Origin of the sequence: Microbacterium pygmaeum (assembly GCF_900100885.1) — a bacterium.
Classification (GTDB): Bacteria; Actinomycetota; Actinomycetes; order Actinomycetales; family Microbacteriaceae; genus Microbacterium; species Microbacterium pygmaeum.
The window spans coordinates 1,633,551-1,650,500 of sequence record NZ_LT629692.1; the positions used below are offsets into that span (position 1 = coordinate 1,633,551).

Below are 16,950 nucleotides of genomic sequence, written 5' to 3' on the forward strand. Positions count from 1 at the left end.
GTATCCATGAGCGACACGACGAAGACACGCGTCGAAGCGGGCGCCGCGCCGCCACTTGACGAACACAGCGCCGAAGCGCGCGCGGCCGCCAACGCGAAGAGGACCAGGACCACGGCTCTGGTCCTGGTCGTGGCCGCCATCCTCGTGGTGGCGCTCTTCCTGTTCATGGTGACCCGTGCACCTGTGGACGACGCGCGTCCGGTCTCGCTCGGGTTCTCGCTCAACAGCTTCTTCCGGTGGATCGGCGGCCTGGGGCCGCTCGTGCAGATCCCCATCGTGCTGATCGCGTTCGGCGCGGTGGTGGGCCTCATCCTGCTGCTGATCGAATACGCGCCCCGCTCCGGTCGCGGCTACTTCTGGTTGCGCCTCATCGCGTGCTTCGCCATCCCGGTGCTGGCATTCATGCTGCTGCGCCCGTACCAGAACGCGGTGATCTACGTCCTGCTGATCGCGGTGATCCTCGGCGGCGCCCTGTTCTACGCCGACTACCGGTCGCGCCAGGGTGCGGGATTCCTGTTCCAGCTGGTGATCTTCGCCGCCCCGGCATCCATCCTGCTGCTGATCGGTCTGATCTACCCGGCCATCGCGACCATCGTCCAGTCGTTCTTCGACAAGACCGGCAAGGAGTTCGTCGGACTCGAGAACTACATCTGGACCTTCACGAACCCCGAGGGGTTCTGGTCGGTGATCAACACCGTCATCTGGGTGCTGGTGGTCCCAGCTGTCGCGACGATCATCGGACTCGCGTACGCGGTGTTCATCGACCGGGCGCGCGGCGAGAAGTTCCTCAAGGTCCTGATCTTCATGACCTTCGCCATCTCGTTCGTAGGCGCCGGCATCATCTGGAAGCTCACCTACGACTACCGCCAGGGTGAGCAGATCGGCATCCTGAACGCCATCGTCGTCGCCTTCGGCGGCGAGCCGGTGTCGTGGCTCGCGGTCCAGCCGCTGATCAACACCTTCTTCCTGATGGTCGTGTTCATCTGGAGTCAGACCGGCCTCGCCATGGTCATCCTCTCCGCCGCGGTCAAGGCGGTTCCGATCGAGCAGATGGAAGCAGCCTCGCTGGACGGCACGAATGCCTGGCAGCGGTTCCGCAACGTCACCCTCCCCGGCATCCGGGCGGCGGTCGTCGTCGTGGTCACCACGATCGCGATCGGCGCGCTGAAGATCTACGACGTGGTGGCCGTCATGACCGGTGGTCGATCGGACACCACGGTGCTCGCCTTCGAGATGGTCAACCAGCAGCAGCGTTTCCAGAGCTACGGCCACTCGGCGGCACTGGCGGTGGTGCTGTTCATCTTCGTCATACCCCTGATCGTGTTCAACGTCGTGCAGATCCGGAAGCAGAGGGAGATCCGATGACCACCTCAACCGTCGTAATCGAGCCGCTCGTCGACAAACGGACCGCTCGCGAGGTCGCGCGGGAGACGCGCAAGCACGAGAAGATGGCCCAGAAGCGGCTGACGTCCAAGGGCGCCACGATCGCCGCGATCGTCATCGCCGTGCTGTGGACGATCCCCACCTTCGGGCTCCTGGTGACCTCCTTCCGTCCGCCTGCCGAGACGCAGACCAGCGGCTGGTGGACGATCTTCACCAACCCGCAGTTCACGCTGAACAACTACGCGGCCGCGCTCACCTCGGGCGGCACGACCCTGACGCTGGCCGAGTCGTTCCTCAACTCGCTGGCGATCACGATCCCGGTGGTGTTCTTCGCACTGGCCGTCGCTGCGCTGCTGGCATACGCGTTCGCGTGGATCGACTTCAAGGGCAAGAACATCGCCTTCGTCGCGGTGTTCGCGCTGCAGATCGTGCCGCTGCAGATGGCGCTCGTGCCGCTGCTGAGCCTGTTCTCCCGAGGGCTCACGATCAACGACGTGACGATCTTCCCTGGGCTGGACCTTCGTGAGATCGACCACAGCTTCGCCACGGTGTGGATCGCACACACGATCTTCGCACTGCCGCTGGCCGTGTTCCTGCTGCACAACTTCATCTCGGAGATTCCGAGCGAGGTCATCGAGGCGGCCCGAGTCGACGGTGCAGGCCACGGTCAGACGTTCTTCCGGATCGTCCTGCCGCTGGCGACGCCCGCGCTCGCGTCGTACGCGGTGCTGCAGTTCATCTGGGTGTGGAACGACCTGCTGGTGGCGACGATCTTCGCGCCGTCGTCATCGCTGCCGATGACCCAATCCCTGGCATCGTTGTCCGGGACCTGGGGGAATCAGTGGTTCCTGCAGGCGGCGGGAACGTTCCTGAGCATCCTGGTTCCCCTGATCGTCTTCTTCGCTCTGCAACGGTTCTTCGTGCGGGGCCTGCTGGCCGGCGCGACGAAGGGCTGACCGGCAGTGCTCAGGTGCCGGGGAGGGTGGCGCAGATCGCCCTCCCCGGCATTTAGTGTGTGAACCATGGATGCCGCAGCCGTCGTCGACACCGCGCTCGTGCACATCGACCCGGCGATCGGGCTGACCGACGCCGAGGTCGCCGAGCGTGTGGCTGCGGGTGCGACAAACGCCTTCACCCCGGATTCGAGCCGCAGCGTCTGGAACATCGTCCGCTCGAACGTGTTCACGCTGTTCAACGGGATCGTCTTCACCTGTTTCGGGATCCTGCTGGTCTTGGGGCGCTGGCAGGACGCGATCTTCGGATTGGCGGCATTCGCGAACTCGATCATCGGCTGCTGGCAGGAGTTCCGTGCGAAGGCGGCCCTCGACCGGCTCGCACTGCTGAACGCCCCGCGTGCGCGAGTGCGCCGCAACGGCGCCGAGCTCGAGCTCGCCCCCGCCGAGGTCGTCCGCGATGACATCCTCGTGCTGCGGGCGGGTGATCAGGTCCCCGCCGACGCCGTGATCGTGCAGGGCAGGGCGCTGCAGATCGACGAGTCGATGCTGACCGGCGAAGCCGATGCGGTGGACAAGAACGCCGGCGACGACGCGCTCTCCGGGTCGATCGTCGTCGCAGGGGAAGGCGATGCGCAGGTCGTCCGTGTCGGCGCGGATTCCTACGCCAACAAGTTCGCGGGCGAAGCCAAGCGGTTCTCGCTGGTCTCGTCCGAACTGCGCACCTCGATCGACCGCGTGCTGAAGTGGGTGAGCTGGATCATCGGCCCGGTCGGGCTCCTCGTGCTGAATGCGCAGATGATGGTCGCGGGTGGCTGGATCGTGGCGTGGCAGTCCGGAACGTGGGTTCAGGCGGTCGTCAACACGATCGCCTCGCTGACGGCGATGATCCCGCTCGGCCTGGTGCTGATGACCTCCATCGCGTTCGCCGTCGGCGCCGCCAAACTCGCCGCCCGCCAGGTGCTCGTCAACGAGCTCCCCGCGGTCGAAGGCCTCGCCCGGGTCGATGTCATCTGCCTCGACAAGACCGGTACGCTCACCGCCGGCGAGATCGAGTTCGACGGCGCGCACCCGCTCGCGGATGCAAGTGCCGACGGAGCGCAGGTGCTGGCCTGGTACGGCGCGGCGCCCGATGCGAACGCCACGGCGCGGTGCTTGCGGGAGCCGTTCCCGGTAGATGCTGCGTTGCGTTCCGAGCGGTACATCCCGTTCTCGTCGGCGCGGAAGTGGAGCGCGGTCAGCTTCGCGGGCTCATCGATCCATGCCGTGGCGGGGACGTGGGTGCTCGGCGCACCTGAGATGGTGTTCGGGGATGCCGCATCCGATCGAACAGGAGAACTCGGCCGCACCGTCGTCGACCTCGCCTCCACCGGACGCCGCACGCTGGTGCTGGCCCATTCCGATTCGGCGCTCGAGGACGCGGACGTGGAGTCGGAACGTCTTCCCGCGGGGCTGCGCGCCGTCACCGTGCTGACGTTCCGCGAGCAGGTGCGGCCGGACGCCGCGCACACACTCGCCTACTTCCGCAGCCAGGGCGTCGGCATCCGCATCATCTCGGGCGACAACCCCCGAACGGTCGCCGCGATCGCGCGGGAGGTCGGACTCGACGTCGCAGACGGATTCGATGCACGCAAGCTTCCCGAAGACGACACGGCGCTCGGCGAGATCCTCGAGACCGAGCAGATGTTCGGGCGGGTCACGCCGGAGCAGAAGAAGCGGATGGTCGTGGCACTCCAGGCGCGCGGGCATACGGTCGCGATGACCGGTGACGGCGTCAACGACGCCCTCGCCATCAAGACGGCCGACATCGGCATCGCGATGAACTCCGGGTCGGCTGCGACCAAGGCGGTCGCGCGACTCGTGCTGCTGGACGGGCAGTTCTCGCACCTGCCGGACGTCGTCGCCGAGGGCCGCCAGGTCATCGCCAACATCGAGCGGGTGTCGATGCTGTTCCTCACCAAGACCGCGTATGCCACGGGACTGGCGATCCTGTTCGGCGTGATGGTGCTCGAATTCCCGTTCCTGCCGCGTCAGCTCTCCATCACCGACGGGCTGACCATCGGCATCCCGGCGTTCTTCCTCGCCCTGATGCCGAACGCGCAGCGCTATGTCCCGGGGTTCCTGCGCCGCTCGCTGTCGTTCGCGATCCCGTCCGGGATCATCATCGCGATCGCGCTGACGGTCTACACGCGATCGGCGATGGCCCTGGGAGTGAGCGAGCCGCAGCTGCGCACCGGCTCGACGATCATCCTGGCCATCGTCGGCATCTGGGTGCTGACGGTGCTGTCCCGCCCGATCAACCGCTTCAAGGCGCTCGTCATCGGAGCGATGTTCATAGCCCTCCTGGTCGTCTTCACGATCGGCTTCGCGACGGAGTTCTTCCAGCTCGTCGACCCAGGCGAGCAGGCGGCGTGGCTCGTCGCCGCCGTCACGATCTGCACGATCGGCGCGATCGAAGTGGTCCGGTTCTTCCACATCCGCTTCGTCGCGCGGTCGATGGCGGCCGCACTCGCGACCCCTCGACCATCGGCTCAGGCGACGACGGCGGCGGCTTCGGCCTGAGCGACCGCGCGGAACCAGCGCGAACCCGGGGGCGCCCACAGTGCCACGAGCACGAACACCTGCACGGCGATGATGAGCAAGCCGCTCCAGTCCCAGTCGTCCGTCGAGACGATGGTCACGATATGGAGGGTGAACTCGATCCCGATGTAGATCGTCACCAGCAGCCTGCTCAGCCGGCTGCCTCGCGAGACGCCCGAGGCGACGGCGAGGGTCAGCAACCCGAACAGGATGACCCCGGCGCCCAGCAGCGACACCGGGAGGACCTGCGCCGCCTCGACCCGATAGCGGCTCAGCAGGATCAGGATGCCCACGACCGCACTGCCGATGCCGCTCGCGTAGATGAACACGATCGCGATCGTCACCAGGGCCGGACGACGCGGCGGGGTCGGGGCGGTGTCGGTCACCTGCTCACCCTAGCGACCCGCACCCCAGTCGGCTCTGCATGCTCTGCATCGCCGCGATCTCGGCCGTCTGGCCCTCCTTCATGCGCTGCGCCACGCCGAGCACGCGAGGCTCGGACCCGAGCTCGAGCACGGCATCGGCCATCGGGATGGCTCCCTCGTGGTGGCGGATCATCAGATCAAGGAACATGCAGTCCGCCTCGATGCCGGTCGATGCCGCGAGGGCGGCCAGCTCGGCATCCGTCGCCATTCCCATCGCCTCGTGAGCCTGTTCGTCGGTCATCGCCTCGCCGGATGCCGCTCCGCCGTGCTCGTGGCCGGAGTCGGATGCCGTCATCCACGCCATCATCGGTCCCCCCGACTGCGGCAGACCCCACTGGACCAGCCAGTCGAACATCTCGCCGCGCTGGCCGGCCTGGCCGGTCGCGATGTCGTACGCGAGAATCCGCAGCTGGTCGTCGTCGGTCTTGCGATAGGTCTGCATCGCCATGTCGATCGCCTGCGAGTGGTGCACCTGCATGTCGCGGGCGAATCCGGCCTCCGCCGACGTACCGGAGGGCGCGGCCGTCGCAGCCCCCGCGCCGAACGTGGAGAAGCGGCCGATCGCGAACGCGAGACCCGCGATCGCCAGGCACGTGACGACGACCAGCAGCCAGCGGCGCGGCGCGGGTGCGGCGTCGTCGCTCATGGGCTACTGCTTACCGGGGCCGTCGAGCGCACCGGTGCAGGCGGCGTTGGGCTCCGGGACGTTCTGGTTGCGCCAGTACTCCTCGAGGAACTGCGGGATCCGCTCATCGGATGCGGAATCGACCTTCAGCTGGTGGTTCCAGGAACTCAGGACGATGGGGGAGTCCAGACCCTCGTACGGCGAGAGGATGACGTAGCTCGACGGCATCTCGGCCGTGAGGGTGGCCAGCTCATCACCGGTGACGGCGGAGGCGTCGTAGGTGACCCACACGGCTCCGTGCTCCATCGAGTGGACGGCGTTCTCGTTCGTCTGCGGCTGGTCGTACATGCCGCAGTTCAGCCAGATCGCGTTGTGGTTGCCGCCCGCGGGGGGCGACTGTGCGTAGTCGACGGTCCCCTCGACATGGGTGGCGGTGTTCTCGTACACCTCGACGCCCTCGATCTCCGTGCCGTCGCCACCCGCCGTATACGACTTAGGCGGAGCCGGGGCGAAGACGATGGAGGCGATGATCGCGACGACCACGCCGACGGCGACGACCGAGCCCACCGTCCACCACACCGCCTTGCTGCGGCGGCGCTTGGCCAGCTGCTTCTGGTACTCGGCGAGCTTCTCCTGGCGCTTCTGCTCGCGTTGCTGCTTCACCGTCTGCGAGATCGCGGCCTGCGTGGCGGGGTTGCCGCTTTGCTTCTTGGCCGCCGGCTTCTCGGCGGGCTTGTCGGATGGGCGCGGGGGTGTCGGGGTCATGTGAGATCTCGGCTCTGGCGCCCGTCCGAGGAGTGAACGGGCTCTGCGGGAAGTGGGTCGCGATGCGTCGCACAGCGACGGAACTGCCTCTCATCCTATTCGAGCGCATGAGATCAGGTCTGGGAAGCCGCCGAGTTCTCGGGTATCATCGAGACCAGTCGAATCGATTCGAGCCATCGCCGGTGAATCGTTTCGACTTCTCTCTGCGCTCTGTCGTTCGCCCTGCATCCGGGTCGGCGCTGACGCATCCGCTCGTCGCCGAAACGAAGAATCCGTGCTCGATACCGCATCCATCCCCACGCAGAAGACGCCTCCAGTTCCGACCTCGTCCGCGACCGGAGCGATCCGCACGCTCGGTAGCAATCCGGCCACCGCGCCGATCGTGCTGCACCCCGGCGATGCCATCCCGCACCGTCGGCGCGTGCTCTACATCATCCTGCTCGGCGCACTCACGGCATTGGGCCCCTTCACCGTCGACCTCTACCTGCCCGCGTTCCCGGTGCTGGAAGCGGACTTCCACGCTTCAGCCGCGGCGATCCAGCTCACGCTCACCGGAACGATGGTCGGGTTCGCACTCGGTCAGCTCATCGTCGGCCCGCTCAGCGACAAGGTGGGCCGTCGCATCCCGCTCCTGTGCGTGACGGCGCTGCACGTCGTCGCCAGCATCGCCGCCTCCCTCGCCCCCACCCTGGATCTCCTCATGGTCGCCCGTGTGGGCATGGGCGCGGGCGCCGCGGCCGGAGGCGTCGTCGCGATGGCCGTCGTCCGCGATCTGTTCGGCGGCAAGCGGCTCGTGGTCATGCTGTCGCGGCTCGCGCTCGTCTCGGGCGTCGCTCCGGTGGCCGCTCCGCTGATCGGTTCCGCACTCCTGGCCGTGATGCCGTGGCGGGGCATCTTCGTCGTGCTGGCCGTCTACGGCGCCGTCATGCTCACCTGTGCGATCTTCCTGATCCCCGAGACGCTGCCCAAGGCGCGTCGTCAGGACAAGGGCAGCACGACGGTGCTCCAGCGGTACCGCAGCGTGCTGCGCGACCGTGTCTTCATCGGCGCGCTCATCATCGGCGCGATGAGCTTCAGCGGGCTCTTTTCGTACCTGTCCGCCTCGTCGTTCCTCTTCCAGCAGACCTACGGGTTCGACGCGCAGCAGTACGGACTGCTGTTCGCGGTCAACTCGCTCGGCGTGGTCCTGGGCGTGCAGTTCGCCTCCCGGTTGGCGGCCCGTTTCGGGCCGCAGTGGGTCATGGCCTACTCGACCGCCGTCCTGGTGCTCGCCTCGACGACCATCATCGTGTTCGATCAGCTCGGCTTCGGACTGTGGGGCACCGTGATCCCCCTGTTCGTGTTCATGACCGCGTGCGGCTTCACGATGCCCTGCGTGCAGGTGCTCGCGCTGGACCGTCACGGCAAGGCGGCCGGCACCGCGGCATCGCTGATCGGGGCGACCAACTTCGGCATCGCGGGGATCATCTCGCCTTTGGTCGGTCTGATCGCGGTGGACGCCGGCATCACGGCGACGACGATGGCGATCGTCATGGTCGGGTGCGCCGTGATAGGCGTGCTGGCGCTGTGGTTCGTGGTGCGCCCGCGCACCGTTGCGCGCCTCACGCCCTAGGACTCGTCCGAGGACATCTCACCGGACCGGCTGCAGACGGAACAGCTTCACCGTTCGACCCGAGGTGCGTTCGTAGGAGCGGTATCCGGGCCACTGGCCTTCGATCCGCGCCCACGCGGCATCCCGCTCTCCGTCCGGGATGAGGCTCGCGCGCACCCGCATCCGCCTGCCGCGGACCGTGATGGCCGCATCCGGGTGCGCGAGGAGATTCGCGGTCCAGGCCGGGTGGTGGCCGCCGGCGAAATTCGTGCCGGCGACGATCGCGCGACCGCGTCCGTCCGGCGTGTACATCAGAGCGGCATCCCGCGGCTCGCCGGATCTCGCGCCGGTCGTGTGGAGCACGAGCGACGGCACCAGGAGGCCGCTCAGCGGCACCCGCCCGCCGGTGCAGAACGCGAAGACCTTCTCCAGCGCCGGCATCAGCACCGGCCCGAATCTGCGGAACAGGCGCGTGCGCGTGAGCGGGGCGATCACCGTGCGGACGACATCGACGACGCGGGTCATCCCCCTATCATCCCGCCCGTCAGGTGGCCAGTGGCGGGGCGCGCGCGATGCGGCGGGCACAATGGGTCGATGGAGCCAGCTCGCAAGTGGTCGGTATCGCGGGACCAGGCTGTGCTCGTCGGGACGGGCGTCGTGCTGATCGCGCTGGCATCCGCGCTCGGCGCGATCATCTTCTTCCGCGGCTACGGCTACGCGGTCGACATCTGGTGGAACTCGGTCCTGCTGGAGTGGGTCTCCCCGTTCATGCTGGCCTTCTCCCGCGCGATGAACTGGCTCGGCGGCGGGTGGTTCGGCGTGTTCGCCGTACCGGTGATCGGCGCGACCCTGCTCCTGGTCGCGAGACGACCGTGGTCCGCCGCCTTCTTCGTGACGGCCGAGGTCGTCTCGGCGGGCACGGTGCAGATCCTCAAGCATCTGTTCGGCCGTGCCCGGCCGGAGGACATCCTCGTCATCTCGGACTACGGGTCCTTCCCCTCCGGGCACGTGGCCAACGCCGCGACGATCGCCGCCACAGCGGTCGTCCTGTTTCCCCGGCTCTGGGTCGTCCTGGTGGGGACGGCATGGGTGCTGCTGATGGCGCTGAGCCGGACATACCTGCACGCTCACTGGCTGTCGGACACCCTCGGGGGTGCGCTCGTGGGGGTCGGCGTCGTCCTGATCATCGCCGCGGTCTACGCCGGGCCGCTGAATCGCGAACGGGCCCGTGATCCGGCACGCACCCGTGGCTAGGCTGACCCCATGAGCACGCCTGATCCCGCCGTCGCCGCGGCCGAAGCGGAACTCGCCCGCCTGCAGGCCGAGGCCGATGCGGCCGAAGCCGAGCTGAAGGCCGCGCAGGCGAGGGCGGCTCTGGCCGCCGCGAGAGCGGATGCCGCGAAGGCGGCCGCCTCGTCGGGTGAGGTGGGGGTGGCCGCGCCCGCCGGTGCAGGGGTCGACGCTTCGGCGAACCCAGAGACCGCCCCCAACTCAGGAGCCGACCCTTCGGCGAGCTCAGGTGTCGAGACCTCGCCGAGTTCGGGAATCGCAGCTGCGGACGGACCTCTGGATGCCGCGCAGATCGCCGCCGTCGTGAAGGGATACACCTTCGAGGCGGCCACGCTGGATCTGGGCGCGCTGATGAACGGCGACCCGATCGCCGCCGCGCAGATCCGGATCCCTCTGGGCATGATGAACCGGCACGGTCTGGTCGCGGGGGCCACCGGAACCGGCAAGACCCGGACGCTCCAGGGACTGGCCGAGCAGCTCGCCGACAAGGGTGTCCCGGTGTTCGCAGCCGACATCAAGGGCGACCTGTCCGGCGTGGCCACCCCGGGGGAGGCCAACGAGAAGCTCCTCGCCCGAACGTCGGCGATCGGGCAGGACTGGAAGAGCGAGGCATCCGTCACCGAGTACTACGCGCTCGGTGGCATCGGCAAAGGCGTCCCGGTGCGCGCGACGGTCAGCGGCTTCGGTCCGCTGCTGCTGAGCAAGGTGCTCGGCCTGAACGAGACACAGGAGTCGAGCCTCGGCCTCGTCTTCCACTACGCCGATGCGAACGGACTGGCGCTGGTGGACCTGTCAGACCTCCGCGCCGTGCTCAGCTATCTCACCAGCGAAGAGGGCAAGCCGCAGCTGAAGGAGCTCGGTGGACTGTCCTCGGCGACGGCGGGTGTCATCCTGCGTGAGCTCATCACCTTCGCCGATCAGGGCGCAGACGTCTTCTTCGGCGAGCCGGAATTCGATGTCACGGATTGCCTGCGCACCGCCGCGGACGGGCGCGGGATCATCAGCCTGCTCGAGGTGCCCGGGGTCATCGACAAGCCCGCGCTGTTCTCCACCTTCCTGATGTATCTCCTCGCCGAACTCTTCGAGCTGCTGCCGGAGGTCGGCGATCTCGACAAGCCGAAGCTCGTGTTCTTCTTCGACGAAGCGCATCTGCTGTTCAAGGACGCCTCGAAGGACTTCCTGGCGGCGATCACCCAGACCGTCCGGCTGATCCGCTCGAAGGGTGTCGGCGTCTTCTTCGTGACGCAGACTCCGAAGGACGTGCCATCCGACGTGCTCGCCCAGCTCGGTTCGCGCATCCAGCACGCGCTTCGCGCCTTCACACCCGACGATGCGAAGGCCCTCCGGGCCACCGTCGGCACGTATCCCAAGTCGGGATACGATCTCGAGCGCGTGCTGCAGGAGCTTGGCACGGGCGAGGCGATCGTCACGGTCATGAGCGAGAAGGGCGCGCCGACGCCGGTCGCCTGGACGCGGCTCCGCGCGCCGCAGGGTCTCATGTCGCCGACCCCGGATCCGCAGATCGAAGCCGCGATCAAGGCGTCGCCGCTGCTGGCCAAGTACGGCACCGCCATCGATCGGGAGTCGGCGCGGGAGATCCTCACCGCGCGCATGAACGCCGCCGATGCCGCCGCCGCCGCCGAGGAGGCCGCGCTCGCCAAGGCCAAGGCGGACGCCGAGTACGCCAAGCAGCAGGCGGCGATCGACAAGGCGAAGGCGGCCGCCGACAAGAAGGCGCAGGCCGAATACGAGCGCCTCCTGAAGAAGACCTCCGGCACCACGCGCACCACGAAGTCGACGCAGAAGTCGCCACTGGAGCAGATCCTCGGTTCGAAGTCCACGCAGACGATCCTGAGCGGCGTCATCCGCGGCATGTTCGGCAACGGCAGGCGCTGATCGCTGTGCGGCGCCCTGTGGCCTCCTGCGGTCCGTAGGCTGACAGCATGCTGCACCTCGCCACCGTCATCACCGTCTCCGACAGGTCCGCCCGCGGTGAGCGCATCGATGCCTCCGGACCGATCGCCGTCGCCGCGTTGCGTGCCGACGGGTGGGAGTGCGCGGACGCGGTGATCGTCCCCGATGGTGCGGACAGCGTCGAGGCGGCGCTGCGCGCCACCCTCGCCGCGGGCGCCCGGCTGGTCGTGACAACCGGCGGCACGGGGATCTCGCCGCGCGACGCGACGCCGGAGGGCACCGAGCGGGTGATCGAGCGGGCACTGCCGGGCATCGCTGAAGAGCTTCGACGCGTCGGCGCGGCGAAGATGCCGACGGGCATGCTCTCGCGAGGGGTCGCAGGCACCAGCGGGACCACGCTCATCGTGAATCTGGCCGGGTCGCCCGGAGCGGTGACCGACGGCATCCCCGTCATCCTCTCCCTCGCCCGCCACGTGGTCGACCAGCTCGGCGGAGGCGATCACCGATGAGCAGCGTGCGCATCGCCCGCATCAGCGCGATCCCGCTCGACCTGGACGAGCACCTGCGTGCCGTCGATGATCCGGCCGCGGGAGCGGAGACCACGTTCGTCGGCCGCGTGCGCGATCACGATCCGGATGCCGCGACCGCCGTCGTCGCCCTCGAGTACACCGCACATCCCGATGCCGAGGAGACGCTGCGGACGATCGCCGATCGGGCAGCTGCCGGCACCGACGCGATCGTCGCCGTCAGCCACCGAATCGGCCGGCTCTCGGTGGCAGACGCCGCGGTCGTCATCGTCGTGGCATCCTCGCACCGCGACGAGTCGTTCCGCATCTGCCGCACGATCATCGAGACGATCAAGACCGAACTCCCGGTTTGGAAGCGACAGGTCGAGGCCGACGGCACCACCGCATGGAAGGGCCTCGGCGGCTGAGGCTGCCGGCCCGATCAGCCGCCGGCGAACGGCGGGAGAACGTCGACCAGGGTGTCGGCCGTGAGCACGGTGTCATCGTCGACGCGGGCACCGTCGACGAGGACTGCGCAACGAGGAAGGATGCCGGTCAGCTGCGGGTGCTCGAGGGTCAGGGCCGAGCGCAGCTCGCCCAGCGTCGCCTCTTGACGGGTCTGCTCGTCGCGGCCGGCCGCCTCGGCGGCGCCGGCGAAGTAGCGCACCCGAGCCATCAGGGCTGCTCCGCTCGGTCGCCCCAGGTGGCTGCGAGCTCCGTGATGGCGGCCACGGCCGCAGCGGTGTCCGCGGGGGATCCACCGCTTCGGCCGGCCACGAGGCCGGCGACGAACGCGCTGAACGGCGCCGCGGGACGCGCGACACTGCCCGCGACATCGCGGGCGAGATCGAGGATGAGCGAGATCGGGAGATCATCGGGCAGCAGGGCGAATCGCTCGCGCAGCGCAGCCGCCCATGCATCCAGTGCCTCCGGGGGCAGCGAGCGGGAGGATTCGGTCATGCGCTCTCCAGGATCCGACACTCCGGCACTCTGCCGGGCGTTGCTCAGATCCTCCCACGTGTCCACATCGGCCGTCGATCCGGCCGGGGCGCGCACGGTGGCGATCTCCAAACCGTCCATGAGTTCGCGCATGGCGGCGTTCGCCCCCGAATCGGGCACGCGCTGCGCGGCTCGTCGGAGTGCCGCCGTCCGGTAGATCCCGCTGAGCCATTGCGGACGCCCGGAGTCGTCGGTGAGGCATAGGCCGTCCGCGTACGCGCCGAGTGCGGCCGTCTCCAGCAGGAAGCTCACGGCTTCGCCCGCGCGCGGCAGATCGGCGGCCAGGATCAGCACCTCGGTGGTCGGGATGCAGGGAAGGGCCGCGAGCACGGCGGCGACAGGTCCGCCGAACGGGGGTTCCTCCCGCACCCACCTCAGCCGGGCATTCCCGTCGGTCGCCGGGCCCACGGCCACGATAGGCAGACACCCTGCTGCGTCGGCGGCATCGGCCGCGGTCTGCAGAAGCGTCACCCCGCCGATATCCAGGAGCGGCTTCGCAGCGCCGCCCAGCCTGGATGCCCGACCGCCCGCGAGGATGATCGCCGCGAGGCTCACGCTGTCCGGTCCGACTCTCCAGGACGCTGCCACGCCCCGGAGCGGCCGCCCTCCTTGGAGATCAGCCGGACGTTCTCGATCTCGACGGATTTGTCCATCCCTTTGACCATGTCCACGATCGCGAGGGCCGCGACTGCGACGGCGGTGAGCGCCTCCATCTCCACCCCGGTCCGGTCCGCCGTACGCACCGTCGCCGAGATCTCGATACCGTCATCGGTGATCTCGAGGTCGACCGACGCGCCATGGACGCCGATGACGTGCGCCAACGGCAGCAAATCGGCGGTCTTCTTGGCGCCCGAGATGCCCGCGATGCGAGCGACAGCGAGCACGTCGCCCTTCGGCGCGGTGCCGCTGCGCAGGGCGGCGATCACCTCCGTGCTGCAGCGCACGTACCCGCGCGCCGTCGCCGCTCGCACGGTCGGCTGCTTGTCGGTGACATCCACCATGCGGGCGTGCCCGGCATCATCGAGGTGCGTGAAGCTCATGTCAACAGCATGACATCCACCGCGGTGCCGGCCTCGACCTCGTCGACCTCGGCCGGCACGATCGCGTAGGCCTCCGCCCGGCCGAGCCCTCCCGCCAAGTGGGATCCGGAGCCGCCTGCGGTCGCCGGGGCGACGCTCCAGGCGCCGGGATCGGAGCGATCGATCACCGCCGGCAGATATTGCCGACGGTTCGGCGGGGTGCGCCAGCCGACAGCGGCCGGCAATCGCAGCACCGGCCGGTGCAGCGCTGCCCGAGACTGCAGGGCGAGCAGCGCCGGTCGCACGAAGGTCTCGAACGACACCGCCACGCTCACCGGGTTGCCCGGCAGGCCGAACAGCAGAGCGCCGTCTGCGGAGCGGCCGAACCCCTGCGGCTTGCCGGGTTGCATGGCGACCTTGACGAACGACATCTCACCGCCGGGCCCGAGGGTGTTCTTGACGACTTCGTAGGCTCCGGCGCTGACGCCTCCTGAGAAGACGACGACGTCCGCGGCCACGTCGGCGGCGTGGCGAAGGACCTCTCGGAGCGCCGCCTCGTCGTCCGCCACGCTGCGACGGAGCACCACGGCTCCTCCCGCCTCCGCGACCAGGCCCGTCAGAAGCTCGGAATTCGATTCGGGGATCTGCCCGCGACGAAGCGGCGAACCAGGTTGGACCAGCTCGGAGCCGGTGGAGATGACGGCGACGCGCGGCGTTGCCGCCACCACGAAGGTGGTGGCTCCCGCGGCTGCGGCCGCGGCGGCCTGCAGCGGCCCGACGACGGTTCCGCGCGGTAGGAGCTCGTCGCCTACCGATGCGTCCGCGGCGCGACGGCGGATGAACAGCCCGGCGGTGCGGGGTGCCACCCGGACGAGCGTCATCTCAAGGGATCCCTCCAGGCCCAGCGCGGTGTCCTCGAACGGCACGATGACATCGGCCGCTGTCGGCACCGCGGAACCGGTCATGATGCGGGCGGCCTCGCCCGGTCCGATCGGCGGGTCCAGAGCGGAGCCGGCCGGCAGGTCGGCGACCACCCGGAGGCGGACTGGGGACTCGGATGCCGCGCCGGCGACGTCGGCGAATCGCACCGCGAACCCGTCCATGGCGGAATTGTCGAACACCGGAATGTCCACGAGCGCCCGCAGCGGCTCAGTCAGGGTGCGGCCGATCGCCCCGCCGACCGGGACGCTCTCGCCGCCGAGAGGCTGCACGGAAGCCAGGATTCGAGCCAGGTGCTCTTCGACCGTGCGCATCGGCTCCGTCATGCCGACTGCCCCGCCAGGGCGACATCCCATGCGACGATCCCGCCGGCGAGTACGGTCGCCGAGACCCCGACGGCGGCGAGCGCTTCGGCGGCGCGCCTGGCACGGGCGCCGACCTGGCAGATGACCACGACCGGTCCGGCGACCTGCCCGGGATCCGCGAGGAGCTGCGCCAGCGGGATGTGGTGCGAGCCGGGAATCATGCCGCGCGCCACCTCATCGGCCTCCCGCACGTCCACCAGCGCGGGTGCGGAGCCGCCGGCGATCGCATCGGCCAGATCGCGGGCCGAGACGACGTCGATCGGGACCCCGACCTCGGGTGCGGCGGAGCGGACCGCACCTCTGGCCGTGGCATCCGCGCTTGATCCGGCCGGCCGCAACGGCACTTCGAACTGCCGGGCACGCAGGGAATCGATGACCAGCACGCGCCCGAGCAGCGGCTCGCCGATCCCGGCGATGAGCTTGATCGCCTCGATCGCCATGAGCGAGCCGACCTGCAGGCAGAGGGCTCCGAGTACGCCGACCTGCGCGCAGGTGGGCACATCGCCGGCGCTGCCGGCCGGGTACAGATCCGACAGCCGCACCGCGGGCGCGCCGGCCGGTGGCATCGACCAGAACACGGTCACCTGCGCGTCGAAGGCCTGCACCGTGCCCCACACCAGCGGGACTCCGAGCGACTCGCAGGCGGCGGCGACCGCCTCGCGGGTGTCGAACGTGTCGGAGCCGTCGATCACGAGGTCCGCGCCGCGCAGCAGCGCGACGGCGTTGGCGTCGTCGATGCGTTCGGCGACCGCGAGCACGCGTGTCTCGGGGGCGAGATCGGCGGCGACCCGCGCGGCGCTGTCGACCTTCGGTGCCCCGACGTCGCGCAGGCGGTGCAGCACCTGACGCTGGAGGTTGGATGCCTCGACCGTGTCGTCATCGATGACGGTCAGGGTGCCGATGCCCGCAGCCGCGAGCGCGAGCACGATCGGCGAGCCGAGCCCGCCGGCGCCGATCACGGCGACGTGCGCGGCCGCCAGCCGGCGCTGCCCGATCTCACCGAGCGTGAGCAGGCTGGTGTGGCGGGCCGTCCGGGCACGCTCACTCGCGCTCAGCGCGGGAACCGGCTCGACCAGCGGCGGCAGCGGAGGCATGTGACCAGGCTAGCCGGGTCGGGAACGGCAGGCTCCGCGACGGTTGCGGGTTCGCGAATGCGGCGATCGTGTGCGGATCTGTCCGCATCTGCGGCTGGTAGGTTCGCAGTCATGACCGCCTTCAAGATCGCCGAGGCCGCACGGCTGCTCGGCGTGAGTGATGACACCGTCCGGCGATGGGTTGACTCGGGCGTACTCCCGGCCGCCGGCACGCCGGCGCAGATCCCGGGCGAGGCGCTCGCCGCGCACGCCGTGGAACTCGCGCGGACCGCGTCGAACCCGACCGACGTGCTCTCCAGTGCCCGCAACCGGTTCGTCGGACTCGTGACGCGCGTGCAGATCGACGGCGTCATGGCGCAGGTCGACATCCAATCCGGCCCGCATCGGGTGGTCTCGCTCATGTCTGCCGAAGCCGTTCCCGAATTGGGGCTCGACATCGGATCCCTCGCGGTCGCGGTCATCAAGGCCACCAACGTCATCGTCGAAGTACCGAAAGGCTGAC

General features: G+C 69.1%; 18 protein-coding genes. 9 read left to right on the top strand and 9 right to left on the bottom strand.

Annotation, left to right across the window (positions count from 1 at the left end; genetic code table 11):
* Positions 1-6 precede the first annotated feature (6 nt).
* From BLT19_RS07595 to BLT19_RS07605, 3 genes are all read left to right on the top strand, one after another.
* Positions 7-1,365: a carbohydrate ABC transporter permease gene (locus tag BLT19_RS07595; RefSeq protein WP_407939821.1), complete on the top strand. Its 1,359-nt coding sequence runs from the start codon at positions 7-9 to the stop codon at positions 1,363-1,365.
* Positions 1,362-2,339: a carbohydrate ABC transporter permease gene (locus BLT19_RS07600; RefSeq protein WP_091488348.1), complete on the top strand. Its 978-nt coding sequence runs from the start codon at positions 1,362-1,364 to the stop codon at positions 2,337-2,339. Before BLT19_RS07595 ends, BLT19_RS07600 begins: the two co-directional genes overlap by 4 nt.
* Positions 2,340-2,405: 66 nt before the next feature.
* Positions 2,406-4,898, top strand: coding sequence for an HAD-IC family P-type ATPase (locus BLT19_RS07605; RefSeq protein ID WP_091488350.1), 2,493 nt, complete (start codon positions 2,406-2,408; stop codon positions 4,896-4,898).
* Here BLT19_RS07605 and BLT19_RS07610 read toward each other — a convergent pair.
* Genes BLT19_RS07610 through BLT19_RS07620 form a run of 3 tightly spaced genes read right to left on the bottom strand, consistent with a single transcriptional unit; the run spans position 4,868 to position 6,731 of the window.
* Positions 4,868-5,302: a hypothetical protein gene (locus tag BLT19_RS07610; RefSeq protein WP_091488352.1), complete on the bottom strand. Its 435-nt coding sequence runs from the start codon at positions 5,300-5,302 to the stop codon at positions 4,868-4,870. The two genes, BLT19_RS07605 and BLT19_RS07610, sit on opposite strands and share 31 nt — an antisense overlap.
* Positions 5,303-5,306: 4 nt before the next feature.
* Complete coding sequence (locus BLT19_RS07615; protein ID WP_091488355.1) at positions 5,307-5,987, bottom strand: DUF305 domain-containing protein; 681 nt, start codon at positions 5,985-5,987, stop codon at positions 5,307-5,309.
* A gap of 3 nt (positions 5,988-5,990) precedes the next feature.
* Positions 5,991-6,731, bottom strand: a complete 741-nt coding sequence (locus tag BLT19_RS07620; protein ID WP_091488357.1) for a DUF3105 domain-containing protein — start codon at positions 6,729-6,731, stop codon at positions 5,991-5,993.
* Between the two features lie 274 nt (positions 6,732-7,005).
* Between BLT19_RS07620 and BLT19_RS07625 the strand changes: the two genes are divergently transcribed.
* Positions 7,006-8,343, top strand: a complete 1,338-nt coding sequence (locus tag BLT19_RS07625) for a multidrug effflux MFS transporter (protein WP_091488360.1) — start codon at positions 7,006-7,008, stop codon at positions 8,341-8,343.
* Between the two features lie 18 nt (positions 8,344-8,361).
* On the opposite strand, the gene BLT19_RS07630 is transcribed toward BLT19_RS07625, so the two are convergent.
* A complete protein-coding gene (locus tag BLT19_RS07630) occupies positions 8,362-8,847 on the bottom strand; it encodes a nitroreductase family deazaflavin-dependent oxidoreductase (RefSeq protein WP_091488363.1) in 486 nt (161 codons plus the stop codon).
* Positions 8,848-8,916: 69 nt separating this feature from the next.
* Here BLT19_RS07630 and BLT19_RS07635 point away from each other — a divergent pair, with 69 nt between their 5' ends.
* The 4 genes from BLT19_RS07635 to BLT19_RS07650 are packed head-to-tail and all read left to right on the top strand — an operon-like array spanning position 8,917 to position 12,460.
* On the top strand, positions 8,917-9,576 hold the full coding sequence (locus BLT19_RS07635) for a phosphatase PAP2 family protein (RefSeq protein ID WP_091488364.1): 660 nt from the start codon (positions 8,917-8,919) through the stop codon (positions 9,574-9,576).
* 9 nt (positions 9,577-9,585) lie between these two features.
* Positions 9,586-11,508 (top strand): helicase HerA-like domain-containing protein, encoded by a 1,923-nt coding sequence (locus tag BLT19_RS07640; RefSeq protein ID WP_091488367.1) that lies wholly within the window; start codon positions 9,586-9,588, stop codon positions 11,506-11,508.
* 47 nt (positions 11,509-11,555) lie between these two features.
* Complete coding sequence (locus BLT19_RS07645; RefSeq protein ID WP_091488374.1) at positions 11,556-12,035, top strand: MogA/MoaB family molybdenum cofactor biosynthesis protein; 480 nt, start codon at positions 11,556-11,558, stop codon at positions 12,033-12,035.
* Positions 12,032-12,460 (top strand): molybdenum cofactor biosynthesis protein MoaE, encoded by a 429-nt coding sequence (locus tag BLT19_RS07650; RefSeq protein ID WP_091488375.1) that lies wholly within the window; start codon positions 12,032-12,034, stop codon positions 12,458-12,460. Before BLT19_RS07645 ends, BLT19_RS07650 begins: the two co-directional genes overlap by 4 nt.
* A gap of 14 nt (positions 12,461-12,474) precedes the next feature.
* Here the strand turns inward: BLT19_RS07650 and BLT19_RS07655 are convergent, their stop codons facing one another.
* From BLT19_RS07655 to BLT19_RS07675, 5 genes are read right to left on the bottom strand one after another with little or no spacing between them, the layout of a single operon-like run.
* Positions 12,475-12,708, bottom strand: coding sequence for a MoaD/ThiS family protein (locus BLT19_RS07655; protein ID WP_091488376.1), 234 nt, complete (start codon positions 12,706-12,708; stop codon positions 12,475-12,477).
* The gene (locus BLT19_RS17765) at positions 12,708-13,586 is read right to left on the bottom strand and encodes an NTP transferase domain-containing protein (RefSeq protein WP_172825605.1); all 879 of its coding nucleotides are present in this window, start codon (positions 13,584-13,586) and stop codon (positions 12,708-12,710) included. Before BLT19_RS17765 ends, BLT19_RS07655 begins: the two co-directional genes overlap by 1 nt.
* Complete coding sequence (gene moaC / locus BLT19_RS07665; RefSeq protein ID WP_091488379.1) at positions 13,583-14,071, bottom strand: cyclic pyranopterin monophosphate synthase MoaC; 489 nt, start codon at positions 14,069-14,071, stop codon at positions 13,583-13,585. The genes BLT19_RS17765 and moaC overlap by 4 nt, the downstream gene beginning before the upstream one ends.
* Positions 14,068-15,315 carry a molybdopterin molybdotransferase MoeA gene (locus BLT19_RS07670; protein ID WP_231917844.1) on the bottom strand — a complete coding sequence of 416 codons (1,248 nt, stop codon included), beginning with the start codon at positions 15,313-15,315 and terminating at the stop codon, positions 14,068-14,070. The genes moaC and BLT19_RS07670 overlap by 4 nt, the downstream gene beginning before the upstream one ends.
* Positions 15,312-16,448, bottom strand: a complete 1,137-nt coding sequence (locus BLT19_RS07675) for a ThiF family adenylyltransferase (protein WP_091488381.1) — start codon at positions 16,446-16,448, stop codon at positions 15,312-15,314. Before BLT19_RS07675 ends, BLT19_RS07670 begins: the two co-directional genes overlap by 4 nt.
* 111 nt (positions 16,449-16,559) lie before the next feature.
* On the opposite strand from BLT19_RS07675, the gene BLT19_RS07680 reads away from it, so the two are divergent.
* Positions 16,560-16,949, top strand: coding sequence for a TOBE domain-containing protein (locus tag BLT19_RS07680; RefSeq protein WP_091488383.1), 390 nt, complete (start codon positions 16,560-16,562; stop codon positions 16,947-16,949).
* The last annotated feature ends 1 nt before the right edge of the window (position 16,950 follow it).